At 56.6% G+C, this 19825-nt stretch carries 18 protein-coding genes and 1 pseudogene; 8 read left to right on the top strand and 11 right to left on the bottom strand.

All coding sequences use genetic code 11. The features are described 5' to 3' along the window. The first annotated feature begins 8 nt into the window (after positions 1–8). Together BMY54_RS25025 and BMY54_RS25020 are read left to right on the top strand one after the other, a co-directional pair. On the top strand, positions 9–1379 hold the full coding sequence (locus tag BMY54_RS25025) for an MFS transporter (RefSeq protein WP_093439404.1): 1371 nt from the start codon (positions 9–11) through the stop codon (positions 1377–1379). Continuing rightward, the gene (locus BMY54_RS25020) at positions 1376–2902 is read left to right on the top strand and encodes a UxaA family hydrolase (protein WP_093439400.1); all 1527 of its coding nucleotides are present in this window, start codon (positions 1376–1378) and stop codon (positions 2900–2902) included. The genes BMY54_RS25025 and BMY54_RS25020 overlap by 4 nt, the downstream gene beginning before the upstream one ends. 63 nt (positions 2903–2965) lie before the next feature. Here BMY54_RS25020 and BMY54_RS25015 read toward each other — a convergent pair whose 3' ends face one another. The 4 genes from BMY54_RS25015 to BMY54_RS25000 all read right to left on the bottom strand — a co-directional run bounded on the left by BMY54_RS25015 (position 2966) and on the right by BMY54_RS25000 (position 6882). Further along, on the bottom strand, positions 2966–3658 hold the full coding sequence (locus BMY54_RS25015) for a GntR family transcriptional regulator (RefSeq protein WP_224789881.1): 693 nt from the start codon (positions 3656–3658) through the stop codon (positions 2966–2968). Between the two features lie 198 nt (positions 3659–3856). Further along, entirely contained in the window at positions 3857–4645 is a 789-nt protein-coding gene (locus BMY54_RS25010; protein WP_093439394.1) for an SDR family oxidoreductase, read from the bottom strand. A 245-nt stretch (positions 4646–4890) separates the two neighbouring features. Next, positions 4891–5970 (bottom strand): alkene reductase, encoded by a 1080-nt coding sequence (locus BMY54_RS25005; RefSeq protein ID WP_093439391.1) that lies wholly within the window; start codon positions 5968–5970, stop codon positions 4891–4893. A gap of 72 nt (positions 5971–6042) precedes the next feature. After that, complete coding sequence (locus BMY54_RS25000) at positions 6043–6882, bottom strand: pirin family protein (RefSeq protein WP_093439387.1); 840 nt, start codon at positions 6880–6882, stop codon at positions 6043–6045. Positions 6883–7120: 238 nt separating this feature from the next. Here BMY54_RS25000 and BMY54_RS24995 point away from each other — a divergent pair, with 238 nt between their 5' ends. After that, a complete protein-coding gene (locus BMY54_RS24995) occupies positions 7121–8038 on the top strand; it encodes a LysR family transcriptional regulator (protein WP_038364722.1) in 918 nt (305 codons plus the stop codon). A 102-nt stretch (positions 8039–8140) separates the two neighbouring features. On the opposite strand, the pseudogene BMY54_RS24990 reads toward BMY54_RS24995, so the two are convergent. The 4 genes and pseudogenes from BMY54_RS24990 to rtcR form a co-directional block, all read right to left on the bottom strand. Further along, positions 8141–8699, bottom strand: a pseudogene (locus tag BMY54_RS24990) (Arm DNA-binding domain-containing protein); the annotation flags it as partial. Positions 8700–8990: 291 nt separating this feature from the next. Further along, entirely contained in the window at positions 8991–9350 is a 360-nt protein-coding gene (locus tag BMY54_RS24985; RefSeq protein WP_093439384.1) for a hypothetical protein, read from the bottom strand. An 84-nt stretch (positions 9351–9434) separates the two neighbouring features. Continuing rightward, positions 9435–9704, bottom strand: a complete 270-nt coding sequence (locus BMY54_RS24980) for a hypothetical protein (RefSeq protein ID WP_093439507.1) — start codon at positions 9702–9704, stop codon at positions 9435–9437. Between the two features lie 121 nt (positions 9705–9825). Next, positions 9826–11424 carry an RNA repair transcriptional activator RtcR gene (rtcR, locus tag BMY54_RS24975; RefSeq protein ID WP_093439380.1) on the bottom strand — a complete coding sequence of 533 codons (1599 nt, stop codon included), beginning with the start codon at positions 11422–11424 and terminating at the stop codon, positions 9826–9828. A 246-nt stretch (positions 11425–11670) separates the two neighbouring features. Between rtcR and BMY54_RS24970 the strand changes: the two genes are divergently transcribed. From BMY54_RS24970 to BMY54_RS24955, 4 genes are all read left to right on the top strand, one after another. Continuing rightward, complete coding sequence (locus BMY54_RS24970) at positions 11671–12897, top strand: RtcB family protein (protein ID WP_093439375.1); 1227 nt, start codon at positions 11671–11673, stop codon at positions 12895–12897. Between the two features lie 14 nt (positions 12898–12911). Then, entirely contained in the window at positions 12912–13700 is a 789-nt protein-coding gene (locus tag BMY54_RS24965; protein WP_093439371.1) for a nucleotidyltransferase domain-containing protein, read from the top strand. 8 nt (positions 13701–13708) lie between these two features. Further along, positions 13709–14734, top strand: a complete 1026-nt coding sequence (gene rtcA / locus BMY54_RS24960; RefSeq protein WP_093439366.1) for an RNA 3'-terminal phosphate cyclase — start codon at positions 13709–13711, stop codon at positions 14732–14734. Between the two features lie 150 nt (positions 14735–14884). Continuing rightward, positions 14885–15214, top strand: coding sequence for a hypothetical protein (locus tag BMY54_RS24955; RefSeq protein WP_093439361.1), 330 nt, complete (start codon positions 14885–14887; stop codon positions 15212–15214). 57 nt (positions 15215–15271) lie between these two features. Here the strand turns inward: BMY54_RS24955 and BMY54_RS24950 are convergent, their stop codons facing one another. After that, the gene (locus BMY54_RS24950; RefSeq protein ID WP_093439356.1) at positions 15272–15685 is read right to left on the bottom strand and encodes a VOC family protein; all 414 of its coding nucleotides are present in this window, start codon (positions 15683–15685) and stop codon (positions 15272–15274) included. A 221-nt stretch (positions 15686–15906) separates the two neighbouring features. Here BMY54_RS24950 and BMY54_RS24945 point away from each other — a divergent pair, with 221 nt between their 5' ends. Beyond that, on the top strand, positions 15907–17718 hold the full coding sequence (locus tag BMY54_RS24945) for an ABC transporter ATP-binding protein (protein WP_093439353.1): 1812 nt from the start codon (positions 15907–15909) through the stop codon (positions 17716–17718). On the opposite strand, the gene BMY54_RS24940 is transcribed toward BMY54_RS24945, so the two are convergent. Both BMY54_RS24940 and BMY54_RS24935 read right to left on the bottom strand, forming a co-directional pair. After that, positions 17715–18659 carry an alpha/beta hydrolase gene (locus BMY54_RS24940; protein ID WP_093439350.1) on the bottom strand — a complete coding sequence of 315 codons (945 nt, stop codon included), beginning with the start codon at positions 18657–18659 and terminating at the stop codon, positions 17715–17717. The genes BMY54_RS24945 and BMY54_RS24940 overlap by 4 nt on opposite strands. 112 nt (positions 18660–18771) lie before the next feature. Next, positions 18772–19770, bottom strand: coding sequence for an NAD(P)H-quinone oxidoreductase (locus tag BMY54_RS24935; RefSeq protein ID WP_093439347.1), 999 nt, complete (start codon positions 19768–19770; stop codon positions 18772–18774). Positions 19771–19825 lie beyond the last annotated feature (55 nt).

Below are 19825 nucleotides of genomic sequence, written 5' to 3'. Positions count from 1 at the left end.
AATGAACCATGTTAGCTACGACCCATACAAAAATACAAAAGGGACAGTCGCTGAACGCTTTAATGTTTCGCAAACTAATGCCGATGTTAATCTTTGCTTACATTATAAGCTTTCTAGACAGAACTAACATTTCACTTGCCAAAACACACATGGCAGTAGACTTGGGTATTTCCGCTGCCGCCTACGGTTTTGGTGCAGGGCTCTTCTTCCTTACCTATGCACTCATGGAGGTACCCAGTAACCTGATCATGCACCGGGTAGGTGCCCGACTCTGGATCACCAGGATCATGATCACCTGGGGGTTGTTGTCTGCCGGTATGGCCTTCATTACCGATGAGACTACGTTTTACATTGCCCGCGCGCTACTGGGCGCAGCTGAAGCCGGATTGTTCCCAGGTGTAATGCTCTATCTAACCTATTGGTTTGGTCGTGAGCAAAGGGCACGAGCCAGTGGCTATTTTCTAATCGGGGTCTGTCTCGCGAACATCATCAGCGGGCCGGTTGGCGGGCTGCTGTTAGAGATGGATGGAATCTGGGGTTGGCACGGCTGGCAGTGGCTTTTCTTCTTGGAGGGGATTCCAGCTGTTCTATTCTCCGTCGTGATTTGGCGAAAGCTTCCGGACGGCCCATCTACGGCAAGTTGGCTGTCAAAGGAACAAGTCACTGAAGTAGAGCAAGTTCTGAAGAAAGAACATGATGAAGAAATCGCCTCCGGTAATGTAGGTCATTCTTTTAAGGGCGTTCTTAAAATCCCTCAGATTTGGCTTGCGATTGCGGTGTACTTCCTCCACCAAGTTAGTGTGTATTCGGTAATTTTCTTCTTGCCGGGCATCATTGGAACGTATGGAGGCTTGTCATCATTACAAATAGGATTGTTAAACTCAATCCCATGGATCGCAGCAGCACTCGGGGCAGCGTTTCTTCCAAAGTATGCAACTACTCCAAAAATTTCACGCAAAATAATGTTCGGTGGGCTGCTCCTGATGTCGGCTGGATTGACCCTCGCGGCCTTTACCACTCCACTGATAGCTCTAATAGGATTCACTCTTACGGCATCGATGTTTTTCGTTGTTCAGCCTGTGATATTCCTTTTTGCCAGTTCAAGACTAGCGGGAGCAGGTATGGCGGCGGGTCTGGCGTTAGTGAATACCTTTGGTATTACAGGTGGTTTCTTCGGCCCTTCACTTCTGGGCTTCGTTGAACAAACTACTGGGAGCACGAAGAATGGACTCATTATTGTAGCGGCTCTTTTAACGCTCGCAGCATTCCTAAGTTTGAAACTACGTCAGGCACAAGAAACGATTACTACAAAAACGCGGGACAACATTGTATTGCCCCAGGCTGCGCCGTGTATTACTGATAATGCGAGGACAAAATGAAGAGTACATCCCTGGCACTTAAACTACATCCCGACGATAATGTTGCAATCGCACGCGCTTCGATACCTCAAGGAACCGTGGTTGCGGAGTTCGATAATATCGTGGTGCTCGCCGATGTGCCCGCAGCGCACAAAATCGCCCTCGCACACGTAAACCCAGGTGATCCTGTTCTGCGTTATGGCCAGATCATTGGCTTTGCTACTAAACCCATTGAGCCAGGCGATTACGTGCATACGCACAATCTGGAGATGGCGACGTTCGAGCGAGACTACGCGTTCGGCGAGGATGCCAAAGTCGCGTCGCCTGCAGCCTCTCCTGTGACATTCCAAGGTTTCGTCCGCGCTGACGGGCGAGTAGCAACTCGAAACTACATTGGTGTAGTGAGCACTGTGAACTGCTCCTCCACTGTTACCAAAATGGTGGTTGAACACTTCTCGCGAAACGGTGTGCTGGATGCTTACCCAAACGTGGACGGTGTGGTGCCGATCACCCACAGCTTCGGTTGCTGCATAGAGCACAATGGCGAGGGGGTGAACCAACTGCGGCGCACGCTAGGCGGTTTCATCAAGCACGCCAACTTCGCTGGCGTGGTCGTCATCGGCCTTGGCTGTGAAGCCAATCAGATGGGGGCGCTGTTCATGGCCCAGGGCATCGAGACCGGCAAGCTTATCGCTCCCGTGGTCATCCAAGACGTTGGCGGAACCCGCAACGCAGCGGATGCCGCCATTGCCGCCGTGGAATCGATGCTGCCGGTTGCCAACGAGTGCCGACGCGAGCCGGTCTCGGCGCGGCACCTGACCGTGGCGCTCCAGTGCGGCGGTTCAGACGGATACTCGGGCATCACGGCCAATCCCGCCCTCGGTGTGGCTGTCGATATGCTCGTAGCGCAAGGTGGAACGGCCATCCTTAGCGAAACGCCGGAGATCTACGGCGCTGAACACCTGCTGACTCGTCGCGCTGCAACCCGTGAGGTCGGCCAGGGTATCGTCGACCTTATCAAATGGTGGGAAAGCTACGCAGACCGCGAAAAAGGCAGTATTGATAACAACCCCACGCCTGGTAACAAGGCTGGCGGCCTGACGACCATTCTCGAAAAGTCTCTAGGCGCAGTTGCCAAAAGTGGCTCCTCAGCACTCATGGGCGTTTATCGTTACGCCGAGCCCATTACAGTCCGAGGCTTGGTGTTTATGGATGCACCTGGCTACGACCCGATGGGAGCCACTGGCCAAATCGCCAGCGGCGCAAACCTCGTTGCGTTCACCACCGGACGCGGCTCGTGCTTTGGCGCCAAACCTGCTCCTTCGATCAAGCTTGCGACGAATACCAAGATGTACACTCGCATGAAGGATGATATGGACATCAACTGCGGGGATGTCATGGATGGCGATGCCACCCTTGAATCGAAGGGTAAAGAGATTTTCGACATGCTCATACGAGTGGCTTCTGGGGAAAAATCTAAAAGCGAGGCGTTGGGCGTTGGCAATGAAGAAACAGTGCCTTGGATGATCGGTGCTCAAATGTAATAAGCGAGCAAAAAAGAGGCGCTCTGTTATCAGGGCGCCTCTTCTTAAAACTTGTTGGTGAAATTAATCAACTTCGACAGGCTTATGCGCATCGGCAACGATCAGCGCCCCTGTATTCAGGATAAACTCGGCAGCACTTTTGATGTCATCTTGCAGTGATTCACAGGCGGCAACCGAGTCACCCTTCTTTAAAGCATCAACCATCGCTGCGTGATGACTGGCTTGCACTCGCTGAACCACACGCTCAGTGCCAGATCGTAGGTCATAGTTGATGATAGGCCCTATTCTCAGCCACAGGGACTCAACTATCTGGAGCAGGATGGGCATGTCCGCCTGATTATAAATTGCGAAATGCAATTCTTTGTTCAGCGTAATCAGCCGTGACTCATCGGGAGCGCCTTTTGCAAACTCTGCGCAAAATGCCTCGTGTATCTTTTCAATCTCAGCCAGCGCCTGCGAATCAACAAGCTCCGCAGCACGAGCTGCCGCTTGCCCCTCCAGATTCAACCGGATACTGGTGATTTCCCGGAATTGACTGACTGTCAGTACAGGAACGCGAATATATCGATTAGCCGCCATTTCAAGCGCTTGCTCAGCGACCAACCTGTGAACAGCCTCTCGCACTGGCATGACGCTAACACCAAGAGCGTCCGCTATAGATCTGAGCGAGAGCTTTTCCCCAGGCATAACGCGTCCGCTTATCAGCAGATCACGCAGTTGGGCATAAACGTCCGCACTGAGGGTCTGGCGGATCATGGGCGTTACTAGTGTGGATAGGTTCATGACGAGAATTATAGGCAGGTTCGATCAGCCAGCATAGGAAAATGAGACAACTGTGATCACGGATGTGCCGGTATAGAAAGTGACGGAATTCGGGAGAAACGAGCTCTTTAGCACACGCACAATAAGCGTCTCGCTACCACGGTCGGTGGCGAGACGTGTAGGTCTGACTAATCAAAGATACTCGACATTGCCGTCGATGCTGATCGCTTGCCCTGTCACATTGTTAGCAGCAGGAGAGCATAGAAATAAGGCCATTGCTGCCACGTCTTCGGGTGGAGTCATCCGGCGCAATGATATTTTCTTCAATGTTTGTTGGCGCATCTCCGGCTCTGAAATGCCTAACTGTTTGGCGCGATCACTGATGACGCGATCCTGGCGCGGGCCCTCGACGATGCCTGGCAGCAGTGCGTTGACTCGAATGTCTTTTTCGCCCAACTCGGCTGCCAATGACTTCATAAGACCAACGATGGCCCACTTGGTCGCGGCGTATGGAGTCCGCCAGGCATAGCCTAAGCGCCCCGCGACCGATGAAATATGAATGATGTGTGCGTGTTCTGACTTCGTTAGGAGGGGGACAGCATGATGAGCGAAGCGATACTGCGCATTGAGATTGATGTCTATTGTCTGTTCCCATTCTGCATCGCTAATTTTGTCGATTCCGCCGGTCGGCCCTGCTATGCCTGCATTGTTGATAAGTACATCGAGCCCATCCACCCACTCCTGTTGTATCTCGAAGACTCGCTTAATTTGAGCAGAGTCGGAGACGTCAGCCAATGTGGCCAAAGCCTCTGGATAGCGCTCACGAAATTGTGCGATCGCCTGCTCACTTACATCGCATACATGGACTCTTGCCCCAATTTCGAGATATGCAGCCGCGATCGATTCGCCAATGCCTGCTGCCCCACCGGAAATCAAAACTCTCAATCCGGTATAGGGTGTCAGCCGCTTCATCACGTTCATAGCTAATGCGTCCTGTCTTATTTTTGTTCATGAGTTCTTTCGTGGCTACGGAGTGCGTAGACAAGAAAACCTCATTAAGTGATATGTGATCACAGTTTGTTTGTCAAGACAGGCTTGCCGCAGATTTGCAGGTGATTACCGGAGAGGGCGCAGACTCCTACTCCGGCTCAGCATTGCTACCTGCCGGCCCGATTAATCTGCGAGAGGCAGCTGGCAGCGACTGCGCTTCCCGCAGCACTTCATCGTTATCGAATCTGGGCCATGGTCGGGTAATCCGTATAACCTCGCTCCTCACCCTGATAGAAGGTGGTCGGGTCTGCGTCATTCAATGCGACACCCTGTTCGAATCGCTCTACCAGATCCGGGTTGGCTAGGAACGCAGTGCCAAAGGACACCAGATCAGCATTTCCTTCTCTGAGGGACGTTTCTGCGCGTTCCGCGTCATAGCCCCCATTGGCGATGTAGGTGCCTGCGAAACGACGCTTCAGTTCTCTGAAGTCGAATGAACCCGCACCGACTTCTACTACGTGAATGTAGGCTAGCCCGTAGCGACTGAGCATTTTTGCTGCATAGTTGAATGTCGCTTGGGGATCGCTGTCGCTCATGGAGAAGTAATTAAAAATCGGTGACAGGCGAACGCCCACGCGGCTAGCCCCGAATACTTCGATGACCGACTCCACAACCTCCTTAAGAAACCGAGCGCGATTTTCTGCAGAGCCGCCGTATGAATCGGTTCGGGTGTTGGTGCCATCGCGCAGGAACTGATCGATCAAGTAGCCGTTCGCGCCATGTATTTCCACACCGTCAAAACCTGCACGCTTCGCGTTTTCAGCACCTTGGCGAAAATCCGCAATCACACCAGGAATTTCATCCAGACTCAGAGCTCGTGGCGACTCGTAAGGCTTCAGTCCTTCAGGCGTGTAGATCTCGCCATCAGCTTTGATCGCTGAGGGGGCTACCGGCAGCTGATTATCGATCTGTACTAGGGAGTGTGACAGGCGCCCAACGTGCCAGAGCTGGAGAAATATCCGTCCGCCTTCTGCATGCACGGCGTCGGTCACGTGTTTCCAGCCGGCGATTTGCTCGTTGGTGAAAATGCCCGGTGTTCTCATATAGCCTTTGCCTTGAGCCGAGACCTGAGAACCCTCAGTAATGATGAGGCCGGCGCTTGCACGTTGACGGTAATACTCGACCACTGTGGAAGTTGGAACATCGCCTTGGCCAGCTCGGCTTCGCGTCAGCGGCGCCATCACCATGTGATTTTTCAGGGGGAGGTTGGCGATTCGGGTGGGGGACAAAAGAAGGTTGAGATTGCTCGCTGTCATGACGTGCCTCAGTATGATTTGGGGTGTTGGATAGTTATCGTCGAGATGATTTTCACGCCGGGTTGAGCGGCGCTAGTTGAGCCGTCCTTGCTGCCGCAGCCGTGTACCAATCCGCTGTATTTCCGTTTCGCCCTGCGCCAGAGCTGCCTTGCTCGTGTGAACCGAGTAGTTACCTGTTACCAGGTCGTACGGATGCTTTACCGCCGACCCCATCACGAAGGAGCAATCGCCTTTCGCGATGAAGTTGATGTGGTGCTCTGACTCTTCGAACACAGCTAATTCGCCGACATTGACCAACCCTCCTGCGTCCAGACTTCCTGAACTAACCGCGAGCCAGGCAACGTTGTGACCGGACGGTGGGGTGTAACGCCAGTGCTCACCGTCTTTTAAACTCACGGCGAGATAGTTCATTTCACTCGGTACTTCGATCAGGCTTTTGGCTGCCCCGTAACGTCCCAGTAGTACCCGTGCTGGGCCCACTTGTGGAACTTGCGACGGATCAAGGTAGGTACTCATCGCGGGAGCGTTTTCAAGCGGCGGCGGCAATGCCACCCAGAGCTGGAATCCCTGTATTGCGGACTCGCTTGCTAGCGTAGCGTCGTGCCACACCCCATTGCCGGCCTGCATCCATTCAACACCACCCGCGAGCAGTAGACCGGTCGCCCCAGTGGTGTCCTCATAAGAGACATCCCCTTTTGTCATGAAGGTAACCGTTGCGATTCCTGAGTGCGGATGCATGCCAAAACTCGACTTACTACCACTGGCGTTCAGACTGAAAATGTCCAGGAAAATAAACGGTTTCAACAGCTCTCCTAGATCACCTGGACTCATAAGCCTCGTTATGGGGCCATGTGTGGTTCCTTCAGTACGATGGACAATGGCGCGTGGTCGAACTACTACGGTGGCGGTCATATGTTTTCTCTTTGTTCTCCCTTGCCGACAGACGATGTCGTCGAGCGGAGTTCCGGCTGCCTGGACTGGATGTGGATGAACTCAGTGATGCCGAAAAGCCTTGACGGTCAGCCCGCAGGAGATTCCGGCAAGTGAAGGTCAGCTGCAGCAATGACTGAAGGATATGCGTCTATTGATTGATTTATTAGATGGCATAATTGGATTGAACTGATCCATTTTTGGAGTGGGTGGCAGCAAGATGATCGATCTGAATGACGTCGCATTGTTTGTAAAAGTGGTGCGCAGCGGTAGTTTCGCTGAGGCAGCACGGCAGCTTGGAATGCCCTCAAACACCTTAAGCCGGCGGGTTCAACAGCTTGAGGCTCAACTCGGTACAAGGCTGCTGCAGCGCTCCACGCGCAAGCTCACACTCACCCAGTCTGGCGAGGCTTTTCACGAGCGATGCTGTGGAGCCGTGGATGGACTGATTGACGCTGGTGAGCAGCTGATGACAGGAAACCAAGAGCCGAGTGGCACCGTCCGCATTGCGGCAATGGCTGATTTTTTCGACTTCTTTCCTATGGAGTGGGTAGCCGATTTTCTCGAGGCGCATCCACGGGTACACGTCGACTTTGTGCTGAGTGATGCACGCGCCGATTTGATCGCTGATCGTATCGACATTGCGTTTCGAGGCGGAGCGTTACAAGACTCAGGATATGTGGGTCGCCAACTCCTTGGAGCTGGTAACGAAGGTCTGGTGGCCAGCCCGAATTACCTCAGAAAAAGAGGCGTACCTGATTCGCTTGGAGATTTGGTCAATCATGATTGTGTAACTTTTGGTCATCCTAGTGGCGTCACTACCTGGACTCTCCATGGGCCAAATGGTGCAGCGGAAGAAGTGCGGGTCACTAGCCGTTTCAATGGAAACACCGCCCAAGCTTTGCGCAAGGCGACGTTGGCCGGGCTAGGAATTGCCTTGCTGCCGCCCGCCATGACAAAGTCTGATCTTCAGACAGGGCGCCTTGTGTCTGTGCTTCCGCAGTACCATAGAACCGGATACGGCCTGCACGTGCTTTACCCCAGTCGGCAACATTTGCCGCTAGCTGTGTCTGCATTCATTGAGTTGGTTATGGAGAAGCTAGAGGGTCAAGAATTCCCCGTGACGGCTCGTTCCTGATCAACACATTGCCCAAGTATCGTTCAAGCAGTTGTCTTCGAAAGAAGGGGGGCAGGGATGCAGTGAAAAGTCAGGAAGTGCCTGCGCCCGTCCTCAACACCTTTTTTTGTGCAGTTCCAACAGCTCCGCCGGTGAAAGGAAGCGGTTTCTTTCGGCTTCGTAGTCGACAGGGGTCAGTGGGGTGATGTCGACCAGTTCCGTCGGATTGCCCTCGACCAACAAGGCCCGCCAAGTTGGCGCTTTCTGGCCCAACTGAGTTGCCATCTTTACGCGCGACGCCATCCAACAGCCAGGCCTTGATCAGGTCCTGGACGGTCAGCGTTTGCACCTTCGTCGTTTTTACTTGTTCGGCCTCTACGTTAGCAGCGGCGTATGTCTATGCCTTGGCGGTTTTCTTATGCTCGTTGGGATTGATCTGCTCATCGGTGAGCGCACGGGCCTGGTTGCGTGCCTTGCGGATGTCCGTCAGGGATTTGCGCGGCCAGGATCCGCAGGCGTACTCTTTGTTCTGGTTGCCCCAGCGATACCGATAGAAAAAGCTGACTGACACACCGTCCATACGGACTGAGATTCGACCGGCCAGATTGCCATCCTCCCGGAGGATGCGGCCGGCATCATTGGCGGTCAGCGACTCGAGTTCTTTGATGGTAATTTTGGCCATAAAATGGACTCCCCCTACTTTTACCCCCACAAAAACGTCGGCTCTTGATGGACGTTACTGGACTCTCGTAGAGCAGAACACCGCTGGAGCTCAAGTAAATAACGGCTTGGAAAAATCCAGGGTAAAATTTTGGAAGCTATCAAGAAGTATGAAAAAGGAGATGGGGTGCTAGGGGTCGAGTGTTCGAATCACTCCGTCCCGACCATATAATTCAATGACTTAGCCCAATCTGAAAAGATTGGGCTTTTTCATGCGCAGTGATTTTTGCTCTCTATAGAAGAGCATTTCCCGTCAGCTTCTTTCACTCGCCGTTTTCTGCGCCGAATCGATGCAAAGCGAATAAAAAGTTTGCTGAAAGTCAGCCACCACCTTCTCCTGCTTCCTCGCGTCCGACTCCCTAGGCATGTCGTAGGCCTGCCCGATCAAGGCTTTGTACAAACTACCCACATACTCGCTCTCCTTTCCTGCGTTGTCCGCCAGTTCCAGGACGGAGGAGAGGGGCACGCCTCCTTGCCTGGCTTTCATGATGGCTTTGGCCGAATTTTCGACTCGCTGGCACTCTTCCAGATATTCGCTGGGCAAGGGTGCGCTGTGTGCTGCAAAGCTGAAAGTGAGCAGTATTGCCGTTGTCGCCAGAAACCGATTGAACATGGCACGCCATCCCTGAATGTTGGCCGGGAACGTTAGCATTCATGGCTCGGCGCTACCATCTGTTCATCGGCCAAAAGCAGCGGTTCACTGGCTGGGTTTTTTGATATCTGCGGAATCGCTCGAGGTGTTGGCATCCTTCTGTGTTTCGTGTGCCTCGGCACCGGAATTTGACCCTGATGCTTCCTCACCTTTCTTGTCAGCTTTGTCTTCTTTTGACTCGGATCCGCCTTGGTTTACGCCGGGAATCGCAGTGGCTGGAACTGAGGATCCGCCTGTTTTTTCAGCCGCAAGGGAAAACAGTGGGCACAGTGAAAGCAGGCTTGCCAATCCGATAGCAATCATTCGCTTGTTCATGAGGTTGTCTTCCAGGTCGGGGATGTACTGCATTGGAAGAACTCACAGGGCGAAGGTGCGGTACATCAGACCAGCGGCATCCGGTCAAGTAAGGTGGCCAGGCGTTATACGTCTAAGAGATCTACGGCGCCAACTGGCTCCATTCAATCCCGAACCGGGCCAGGTACTTGCGCAAGCGGTCCGCATCATTAGGCTGCGCCTTGGCCAGGCGCGAGATGCCAAACAAGCGGCGACCGGCATCTGACAGGCTGTCTGCTTGCCGGCAGACCTCAAGCACTGCCCGCAACTGCAAGCGGTCAAACAGATCCATGCTCTCTTCATTCCCTGGCAAATCTTCTGAGTTGCTTCCCACTTGGGTCAGGCCCCAGGCATAACGCAACCGCTCAATCTCTTCCTGCACCTGCGCCTCATCAATTCTCCCGCTATCCGCCAATGTCGCCATGCGCGTGATCGACGCAGACAGTTCGCGGAAATTGCCCAGCCACGCCGCTTCACTAGAGCTGGCGAAGGCCAGATAGCGGCGGCGTGCTTCAAGGTTGAAGCGCACCAATTGCCCATGCTCACGGGCATGGCGCTGCAACTCGAAATCTATATTCGGCTCGATATCCTCGCGGCGGCCGGCGAGGCCGGGAAGGTCGAACGTCCAGAGGTTGATGCGTGCGTACAAGTCTTCGCGAAACAGGCCTTCAGCGACCCGGCTGCGCAGGTCGCGATGGGTGCCGGCGATGATCAGGAAGTCGCTCTCCACCTCCTTGTCAGAACCCAGTGGAAAGAAGCGTTTCTCTTCAATCGCTTTGAGTAGCATCGCCTGCTCGTCGGCGCCCAGTTCGCCGATTTCATCGAGGAACAGCATGCCGCCATCGGCCGCGCGCAGCAGGCCGTCGCGGGCGTTCTGTGCGCCGGTGAAGGCGCCTTTGCTGTGGCCGAACAAGGTCGACATCGCACCGTCGCCACGCAGGGTGGCGCAGTTGACTTCAACAAAGCGCCCCTGCATCTGATGGCGGTTGCGTTTGAGTTCGTAGATGCGTCGAGCCAGAAAGGATTTGCCGGCACCGGTCGGGCCGATCAGCAACATGGGGGCTTTCGAGCGTACCGCAACGCGTTCGATCTGCTCGATGGAGCGATTGAACGCGGCATTGCGTGTGGCGATGCCGGACTTCAGAAATGCCAGACCTTCCAGGCGTTTATTGGCGAAGCGTGAGGCGATGCGATCGTATCGCGACAGGTCGAGGTCGATCAGGGCGTGGGTGCCGCAGGCGTGCTCGTCTTCGCTCTTGCGCTTGGCGGGGGAGGTCTGGATCAGGCGAGCGGGCAAGTAGCGCGCCTCGGTCAACAGAAACCAGCAGATCTGCGCGACGTGGGTGCCGGTGGTGATGTGGACGAGGTAGTCCTCGTGTTCGGTGTCGAACGCGTAGGCAGTGGTGAAATCGTGCAGCGCGCCGTAGACCTCTTCAAAATCCCACGGATTGCGCAACGCCATCGAGTGCAGGCGCACTTCGGTTTCCGGTGAAACCTGCTGGATGTCGGCGCGCACTCGCTCGGCGAGACTGACGTCGCGGGCGTCGATGCCGTGAATCAGCTCAAGCCGATTGATCAGCACATCCGCCTGCTGGCAGAGGCCCACGCTCGGGCGCCAATGGCTCCAGCGATTAGCGCCTTTACCGACGCGATCAAGGGTGGCTCCGATAAAACCGATAGCGACGGTACGTCTATTTTGCATGCTTATCTCAAAAGATAAAAAACGATATCTAATGATAATTTTTCTACGCAGGGTTTGTCGTCAATTCAAACACTCAAAAAGTCGATAGATAATAAAGGTCATTTAAAACAGAGAGTTATGAAGTTTTTTCGGGGGAATTGAAAACCTGGCACGGGCGCTGCTATGTCTATCGCAACGAACAGCAAAACCCCGCGAGACGTCAAGATGGCCAACTCAAATTTCTTTAATACGCAGTCGAATAAAGACATGAAAGATCACACTTACCAATTGCTCGAAGTCGCCAACGGCAAACCGATCAAACTCTGGACCGAAGGCGTTCCGGTGGAAAACGAGGCCCGCGAGCAGTTGATGAACACCGCAAAAATGCCGTTCATCTTCAAACATCTGGCGGTCATGCCGGATGTGCACTTGGGCAAGGGCTCGACCATCGGCAGCGTGATCCCGACAGTCGGCGCGATCATTCCGGCAGCGGTCGGCGTCGACATCGGCTGCGGCATGATTGCCGCGCGTACGTCGCTGACCGCCGCTGATTTGCCGGACAACCTGCTCGGTCTGCGCAGCGCTATCGAGCAAGCGGTGCCACATGGCCGCAGTTCGACCCGTTCGCGGCGCGACAAGGGCGCCTGGGATGAGATCCCGCAGCAAGCCGATCAGGCCTGGGCGGGGCTGCAGCCACGGTTCAAATTGATCACTGACAAGTACCCGAAACTGGCCAACACCAACAACCGCGGGCACCTCGGTACGCTCGGCAGCGGCAACCACTTCATCGAAGTGTGCCTGGATGAAGCCAACCGGGTCTGGTTCATGTTGCACAGCGGCTCGCGTGGCGTCGGCAATGCCATCGGCAACCTGTTCATCCAGATGGCTCAGGCGGATATGCGACAGCACATCGCCAACCTGCCGGATCGTGATCTGGCCTACTTCGAAGAGGGCAGTCAGCACTTTGATGATTACGTGGAAGCGGTGGGTTGGGCGCAGGACTTCGCCAAACAGAACCGCGAGCTGATGATGCGCGCGGTGATTCAAGCGACACGGCAGATTATCCGCAAGCCGTTCGAAGTGGCGCTGGAAGCGGTCAACTGCCACCACAACTACGTGCAGAAAGAGCGGCATTTCGGCGAAGAGGTACTGGTCACGCGCAAAGGTGCGGTGTCGGCGAAGAAGGGCGAGTTGGGGATTATTCCAGGCTCGATGGGCGCCAAGAGTTTCATTGTCCGTGGCCTGGGTAACGAAGAATCCTTCAGTTCCTGCAGCCACGGCGCCGGCCGCACCATGAGTCGGACCAAGGCCAAGAATACGTTCACTGTCGAGGATCAGATTCGCGCCACAGCCCATGTGGAGTGCCGCAAGGACGAGGCGGTGATCGACGAGATTCCGATGGCCTACAAGGACATCGACAAAGTCATGCACGCCCAGCGTGAACTGGTGGAAGTGCTGCACACCTTGCGTCAGGTGGTGTGCGTCAAAGGATAAAAGGAAAGCAAGTCATGGAACTGGAAGAGCGTCACCCGCTGTGCGCCACGATGCGTGCGCGGGTACTGGCAGAGCTGGCGCGGATAGAGCGTGAGCGCAATGTCACGGTGCTGTACGCCTGTGAATCCGGCAGTCGGGCCTGGGGTTTTGCCTCGACCGACAGTGATTACGACGTGCGGTTTGTCTACGTGGAGAAGCCCGAGTGGTTCGTTCAGGTCGATGCGCCGCGTGATGTGATCGAGCGTCCGCTGGACGATGAACTCGACGTCAGTGGTTGGGAGCTGCGCAAGACCCTCGGGTTATTGCGCAAATCCAATCCGACCTTGCTGGAGTGGCTCGACTCGCCGCTGGTTTATCGCAGTGAAACCGCGCAGGTGGCACAGCTGCGCGAACTCGCCGAAGCGTTCTACAGCCCGCCAGCAGCGCGCAATCACTATCTGTCGATGGCAAAGAAGAACTTTCGCGGTTACCTGCAAGGTGAAACCGTGCGTTTCAAGAAGTACTTCTACGTGCTGCGGCCACTGCTGGCGGTGCGCTGGATCGACCAAGGCCGAGGGCGGCCGCCGATGACGTTCGCCGACCTGCTGACCACCGTCGACGACCGCGCGTTGCTCGATGAAGTCGACGAATTGCTCGCCCTCAAACGCAATGCCGACGAGAGCGCCTACGGGCCGCGTCGTCCGGCGTTGCACGGGTTCATCGCCGCTGAACTTGAGCGCGAAGTGCCCACATTACTCAGAACTCAGGAAGACTCGCGACGGCTGGATCAGTACCTCCGGGATACCGTCGGGCTGTACGCGTAAGGAATGCCATGAAACAGGAAGTGATAGAACTGGACGGTGCCATCGGTGGCGGCCAGGTGTTGCGCAGCGCCTTGAGCCTATCGATGGTGACGGGCAGGGCGTTTCGCATTAAACAGATTCGTGCCAGGCGCAGCCGTCCGGGACTGCTGCGCCAACACTTAACGGCGGTGATGGCGGCGGCCGAGGTGTGTGGTGCAACGGTTGGCGGTGCACATTTGGGTTCGCAAGCCTTGAGCTTCGAACCCGGCGCGATTCGCGCTGGCGACTTTCAATTCGCCATCGGCACGGCCGGCAGTTGCACACTGGTGTTACAGACTTTGTTGCCAGCACTGTTACGGGCACCGCAGGCGAGTCGGCTGCGGATTTCCGGTGGCACGCATAACCCGCTCGCGCCGCCGGCCGATTTTCTCACGCGCAGTTGGCTGCCGCTGCTGCGCCGCATGGGTGCCAACGTTGAGCTGGACTTGTTGCGCCATGGTTTTGCCCCGGCCGGCGGTGGCGAGATTGAGGTGAATGTGCAACCGGCGAACCTGACGCGACTCGATCTGTGTGACCGTGGCGAAGCGATTTCACCAAGCGCGTGGGCTCTGACCGCCGGGCTTGGACCTACGGTCGCCCAACGTGAGCTGAGCCGAGTGGCCAAGCGATTGAATCTTCCGGCTACGGCGCTGCACTCTGTGACGCTCGATCCAGCCCGCGGGCCAGGCAACGTGTTGCTGCTGGAGTACGTTTTCGAACACGTCACCGAGGTGTTCAGCGCGTTTGGCCAAGTGTCATTGCGCGCAGAGAAGGTTGCCGATGCTGCGATCAGTCAGGCTGCCGACTGGTTGCGCAGTGGCGCTGCGGTGGCTGAACACCTCGCCGATCAGTTGCTGTTGCCAATGGCGCTGGCCGGTGGTGGCTCGTTCACCACGCCGCGCATGACCGAGCATTTGCACAGCAATATCGCGGTGATCGAGCTGTTCTTGCCGATTCGTATTGATTGTCGCGAGGAGGGTGCCGATCGACTGCGTGTTGAGGTCATTGGCAGTTGATTGGTCATGAACAGGGCGACAGGATTTTATCGGGAATCCTGTCGCCTTTTTTTGGCCCGCAAAAAACTCTGAAAAGGCGGCAAATTGCTGGCCCCCGGGCGTTCGCTTCCCCGGCAAAATCGCCTTTTTTCAAAAGGTTAGGTGGGCTCTATGCGGACGATTGTTATCACCGTTGCAACGCTTTCCCTGGCTGTCTTCGCCACAGGCGTGCAGGCGAAAGAGTTAAGCAAAAGCCATCGCTTTGCCTGCACCTGGGGTTCGGATATCGCTGCCGGTGCTCAGCAATCGAAGCTGTCAGGCGTCTCGCTGTATGGCGCGCGCAAACAATTGCAGGTGCGACGATTCCAGCAACCGTGGATGCGTATGACCGCGATGGGAATCACCGAGCAAACCTACAACAGCACGTCGAAACTCAAGCCTGCAGCTGTCAAGCAGACCTATTACGAACAATGTGTACGCCACGAATTGGCCCAGCGCTGAAGCAAAAAGCCCAACCTGAACCGGTTGGGCTTTTTCATGCCCGACGAAATGTCAGGGTTACTTTTCGCTCTCGCAGTTGACCATCCACGACACGCCAAAACGATCGACCAGCATGCCGAAACGCGCCGCCCAGAACGTCGCTTCCAGCGGCATGTCGATGCGGCCGTCGCTGGCCAGTGCGTTGAACACGCGCTCGGCTTCGGCGATGCTGTCGACGTTCAGCGAAATCGAACAGCCACTCATGCCCTGAGTCGGGCGATCGGGTGTGGTGTCCGAGGCCATGATCATCTGCTCACCCACCTTCAGACAGGTGTGAATGATCAGGTCGTGGTGTTCTTTGGGCACTTGTTCGGCGGCGGGTGTTTCGCCGAACGTCATCATCGCCTCAAGCTTTCCTTGCAAGGCTTGCTCGTAACAGGTGAAGGCCGCGCGGCAATCTCCGTTGAAGATCAGGTAGGGATTGATTCTCATGTCTCTGCTCCCGGCAGTCAGGCGCGGAGCGGGCGGGTGTCGCCGGGTTCCGCGTAGGGCGGTTAAACCATAGCAGAGCGTTGGACGCCGGAAAGGGCTGAGTCTTCCAGATTTTTTTGTTCTGAAAAGCACGTCGACGATAACGTGGTCGTCGTTTGAAATTCAGTCGTAGCGCTGGAGTACCATGACGCACAATCATCACCTGCAGAGTCCAATGCCCCATGCCTGATCTATCGCGTTTCACGTCCTTGTTCGATCAGGCGCAGCGAGCCTTGCGCCTGGTCTGGGGGACATCGCGTGGCTTGTTTCTGGGGCTGGTGCTGGCAACGTTGGTTGCCGGTTTGCTGCCGGCGCTGGCGGCATGGTTGGGCCAGCGGATTGTCGATGCGGTGGTGGCAGCGATGCAGTTGCACGCGCAGCACGGCAGTGCGCCGCTGTGGCCCGTGTTGCGTTACGTGTTGTTGGAGGCCGGTGTATTGGCGCTGTTGTCCGGCACGCAACGGGCACTGTCGGTGCAGCAATCGCTGTTGCGGGTGCAACTGGGGCAGAAGGTCAATACGCTGATTTTGCAGAAAGCGCAGACCCTGTCACTGGTGCAGTTCGAAAACTCCGAGTTCTACGACAAATTGGTGCGTGTCCGTCGCGAGGCTTCGACCCGGCCACTGGCGCTGGTCATGAAGTCGTTGGGTTTGATTCAAAACCTGATCATGCTGATCAGCTTCGGGGTGCTGCTGGTGCATTTTTCCCCTTGGGCGCTGGCGTTGCTGGTGGTCGGTGCGTTACCGGTGTTTTTTGCCGAAGCGCATTTTTCCGGTGACGCCTTTCGTTTGTTTACTCGCCGTGCGCCGGAGAGTCGGCAGCAGAATTACATCGAAACCCTGCTGTCCCACGAAACCTATATTAAAGAGGTCAAGCTGTTCGGCTTCGCGCCGCTGTTACTGCAACGCTACCGCGACACGTTCGCCAGGCTGTATGCCGAAGACCGCCGTTTGACGTTGCGGCGCGATGGCTGGGGTTTCGGCCTCGGCCTGCTTGGTACCGCGGCCTTCTATGCGGCCTATGCCTGGGTGGTCATCGATGCCGTACATGGCCAGATCAGCCTTGGTCAGATGACCATGTATCTGGTGCTGTTCAAGCAAGGCCAAAGCGCTGTGAGCAGCAGTCTGAGTGCGATCAGTGGCCTGTACGAAGACGGTCTCTACCTGACCAGTCTGTATGAATACCTGGCCGAACCGGTTCAGGTCGATAGCGGTCACCTGACGGTTGGCGTCTGCCCGGGTGATGGCTTGCGTTTCGAGAGCGTCGGTTTCCGTTATCCGGGTGCCAGTCGGCCAGCGCTGGAAAACATTGACCTGCAACTGGTGCCAGGCCAGAGCATGGCGCTGGTCGGCGAGAACGGTTCAGGCAAGACCACGCTGATCAAGTTGCTGACCCGGCTCTACCGCCCCGATCAAGGGCGCATCCTGCTCGACGGCAGCGATTTGCAGGATTGGCAGGAGACCGCGTTACGTCGGCGCATTGGGGTGATTTTTCAGGACTACATCCGCTACCAGTTCAGCGTCGGAGAAAACATTGGCGTCGGCGATACCCTGGCGTTCAACGACGCGCAACGCTGGCAGGAGGCCGCGGCCCAAGGCATGGCGGCCCCCTTCATCGAAGGGCTCGACAAGGGTTATGCCACGCAGTTGGGACGCTGGTTTGCCGGTGGCCAGGAATTGTCTGGCGGGCAGTGGCAGAAGATTGCCTTGTCCCGCGCTTACATGCGTCGTGATGCCGACATTCTGATCCTCGATGAGCCAACGTCCGCCCTTGACCCGGCGGCCGAGGCGGCGGTGTTCGAGCATTTCAGCCAACACAGCGAAGGTCGCATGACGTTGCTGATTTCCCATCGTTTTTCCAGCGTGCGCAATGCCGACCACATCATCGTGCTGCAACAAGGGCAAATTCTGGAGCAGGGCGGCCACGATCAACTGATCGCCGCCGCTGGGCATTACGCGCAACTGTTCGATTTGCAGGCTCGCGGCTACCGTTAAGTGTCCCGCCCGTTGCGCACGGTGGCAGGTCCGGCCACCCGGGGGGCCGGTTTGCTCTGCATCAGGCTGTCGAGCGCCTTGCGGTAATTCTGCCCACCCAGCGCCATGCTGTTGTTATGCGTCGCGCCCGGCACCAACAGCAAACGCTTGGGTTGTTGCGCGGCGTTGAACAGTTGCTCGCTGAAGCGCGGCGGCACGAAAGCGTCAGCTAAACCGTGGACCACCAGCAGCGGCATGTGGATATCAGCGATCTTGTCGATCGAGTCGAATTTCTGCGACAGCAGCCAGCGCACCGGCAGCGAAGTGTTGGCCACCGACGCGGCAACATCCGCCAGCGTGGTGAATGTGGACTCGATCACCAGTCCGCGAACCGGCAATGCAGAATGATCGCGAGCGGCGGCCTGGCCGAGTTCCGCGGCCAGATCGATGGCCACGGCGCCACCGAGGGAGTGCCCGTAGATCAGGCGTTTGGCCGGGTCCGGTTGCAGCAGTTTGAAGCGTTCCCACGCCACCCGCGCATCTTCGTAAACGCTGCTCTCCGACGGCAGATCACCGTGACTCTTGCCGAAACCACGGTAGTCGATGGCCAGCACTGAATAACCCGCAGCGCGCAGTTGCTCGATGCGGAACAACTGCCCGGTGAGGTTCCAGCGCACGCCATGCAGATAGAGAATGGCCGGCGCATTGGCTTTTTCCGCCGGCCACCACCAGGCATGAATGTTTTCCCCGGCCTTGAAGCTTTTCGGTTGCAGGTCGAGTTCCTGCACGCTGCCGGGCAAGCCGCGATACCAACCGGCGGTGCCCGGTTCGATGCGAAACAGCAGTTTGCGTTCGGTGTGTTCGAGCACGGCACAACTGGTCGGCACGCCGATAATCAGCGCGGCCATGCAGGCAAACGCCAAACGGCGGCGTCGCAGACGCGTCATGAAGGACAGGAACATTAAACGTTTCACCCAAGCGCAGACAAAGAAAGCTTTTTACCAGATGCCTCGGTCTGCGCGTGAGTTTTTCGACCACCGCCCCGGCGTAACGATTACCAAATGCTGCAAAGACTCACACGACCTGCAGAACGATCTTGCCGATATGGTCGCCAGCCTCCATGTGCGCGTGAGCCTGAGCGGCGTCGGCGAGCGGGTAGACCTTGTCGATCATCGGCAAGCAGCGCCCGGCAGCCAGCGCCGGCCATACGTGCTCGCGCAGTTGATCGGCAATCGCAGCTTTTTCAGCAGCGGTACGGGCGCGCAACAGGGAACCGGTGATCACCGCACGTTTGGCCATCATTGCCAGCAAGTCAAAGTCATTGGCCCGTGCGCCGCCGAGGAAACCGAGCATGACCAGTCGGCCATCCATCGCCAGGGCGCTGACGTTATCGTTGAGGTACGAGCCGCCCATGATGTCGAGGATCACATTGACGCCTTGGCCTGCGGTTTTCTCGGCGATGACTGCCGCGAAATCCTCATCGCGATAATTGATCGCTGCGCCACCGAGATCGCGAATCGCTGCGCATTTGTCCGGGCTGCCGGCGGTGGCAAACGCTTCAATACCGAATTCGCGGCACAGCATCAGTGCGGTTGTGCCGATGCCGCTGGTGCCACCGTGAATCAGTGCGCGCTGACCACGACTGGCGCCACCGAGGCCGAACAGGTTGGCCCACACGGTAAAGAAGGTTTCCGGGATTGCGGCGGCGTGCACCCAGTCCAGACCGTGTGGAATCGGCAGGGTCTGGCCGGCGGGGACGGCGCAGTATTCGGCATAACCGCCGCCGTTGGTCAGCGCGCAGACGTTGTCGCCCACGGCGAACTGACTGACACCGGCTCCGAGTGCCACGATTTCGCCGGCGACCTCCAGCCCGGGAATCGGGTTCATGCCGGGTTTCATCGGGTATTTGCCGGCACGCTGCAAGGCGTCCGGCCGGTTGATCCCGGCGGCGTGTACGCGGATCAGCACCTCGCCTTCTGCGACGGCTGGAAGCGCCACGCGTTTGGGTTGCAAGACGTCGGGGCCACCGGGTTCGCTGATTTCGATTCGGGTCATTTCGTTGGGCAGGGACATATCGATTCCTGTTGGCATAAGTTCTGTAGATGGGAGCGTGCTATGCAAGCAATGA

Source organism: Pseudomonas sp. ok266, assembly GCF_900110195.1.
Classification (GTDB): Bacteria; Pseudomonadota; Gammaproteobacteria; order Pseudomonadales; family Pseudomonadaceae; genus Aquipseudomonas; species Aquipseudomonas neuropathica.
The sequence above is the reverse complement of the archived record's forward strand: the minus strand, read 5'-3'. Positions and strand labels throughout refer to the sequence as shown.

Excerpts from the sequence above, each read along its gene's own strand:
- BMY54_RS24935 (WP_093439347.1), bottom strand. The coding sequence starts at position 19,770 with ATGTCCCTGCCCAACGAAATGACCCGAATCGAAATCAGCGAACCCGGT.
- BMY54_RS24985 (WP_093439384.1), bottom strand. The coding sequence starts at position 9,350 with ATGTTCAATCGGTTTCTGGCGACAACGGCAATACTGCTCACTTTCAGC.
- BMY54_RS24995 (WP_038364722.1), top strand. The coding sequence starts at position 7,121 with ATGATCGATCTGAATGACGTCGCATTGTTTGTAAAAGTGGTGCGCAGC.
- rtcR (WP_093439380.1), bottom strand. The coding sequence starts at position 11,424 with ATGCAAAATAGACGTACCGTCGCTATCGGTTTTATCGGAGCCACCCTT.
- BMY54_RS25000 (WP_093439387.1), bottom strand. The coding sequence starts at position 6,882 with ATGACCGCCACCGTAGTAGTTCGACCACGCGCCATTGTCCATCGTACT.
- rtcA (WP_093439366.1), top strand. The coding sequence starts at position 13,709 with ATGAAACAGGAAGTGATAGAACTGGACGGTGCCATCGGTGGCGGCCAG.
- BMY54_RS24955 (WP_093439361.1), top strand. The coding sequence starts at position 14,885 with ATGCGGACGATTGTTATCACCGTTGCAACGCTTTCCCTGGCTGTCTTC.
- BMY54_RS25025 (WP_093439404.1), top strand. The coding sequence starts at position 9 with ATGTTAGCTACGACCCATACAAAAATACAAAAGGGACAGTCGCTGAAC.
- BMY54_RS25010 (WP_093439394.1), bottom strand. The coding sequence starts at position 4,645 with ATGAACGTGATGAAGCGGCTGACACCCTATACCGGATTGAGAGTTTTG.
- BMY54_RS24950 (WP_093439356.1), bottom strand. The coding sequence starts at position 15,685 with ATGAGAATCAATCCCTACCTGATCTTCAACGGAGATTGCCGCGCGGCC.
- BMY54_RS24965 (WP_093439371.1), top strand. The coding sequence starts at position 12,912 with ATGGAACTGGAAGAGCGTCACCCGCTGTGCGCCACGATGCGTGCGCGG.
- BMY54_RS24940 (WP_093439350.1), bottom strand. The coding sequence starts at position 18,659 with ATGTTCCTGTCCTTCATGACGCGTCTGCGACGCCGCCGTTTGGCGTTT.
- BMY54_RS24945 (WP_093439353.1), top strand. The coding sequence starts at position 15,907 with ATGCCTGATCTATCGCGTTTCACGTCCTTGTTCGATCAGGCGCAGCGA.
- BMY54_RS24980 (WP_093439507.1), bottom strand. The coding sequence starts at position 9,704 with ATGAACAAGCGAATGATTGCTATCGGATTGGCAAGCCTGCTTTCACTG.
- BMY54_RS25005 (WP_093439391.1), bottom strand. The coding sequence starts at position 5,970 with ATGACAGCGAGCAATCTCAACCTTCTTTTGTCCCCCACCCGAATCGCC.
- BMY54_RS25020 (WP_093439400.1), top strand. The coding sequence starts at position 1,376 with ATGAAGAGTACATCCCTGGCACTTAAACTACATCCCGACGATAATGTT.
- BMY54_RS25015 (WP_224789881.1), bottom strand. The coding sequence starts at position 3,658 with ATGATCCGCCAGACCCTCAGTGCGGACGTTTATGCCCAACTGCGTGAT.
- BMY54_RS24970 (WP_093439375.1), top strand. The coding sequence starts at position 11,671 with ATGAAAGATCACACTTACCAATTGCTCGAAGTCGCCAACGGCAAACCG.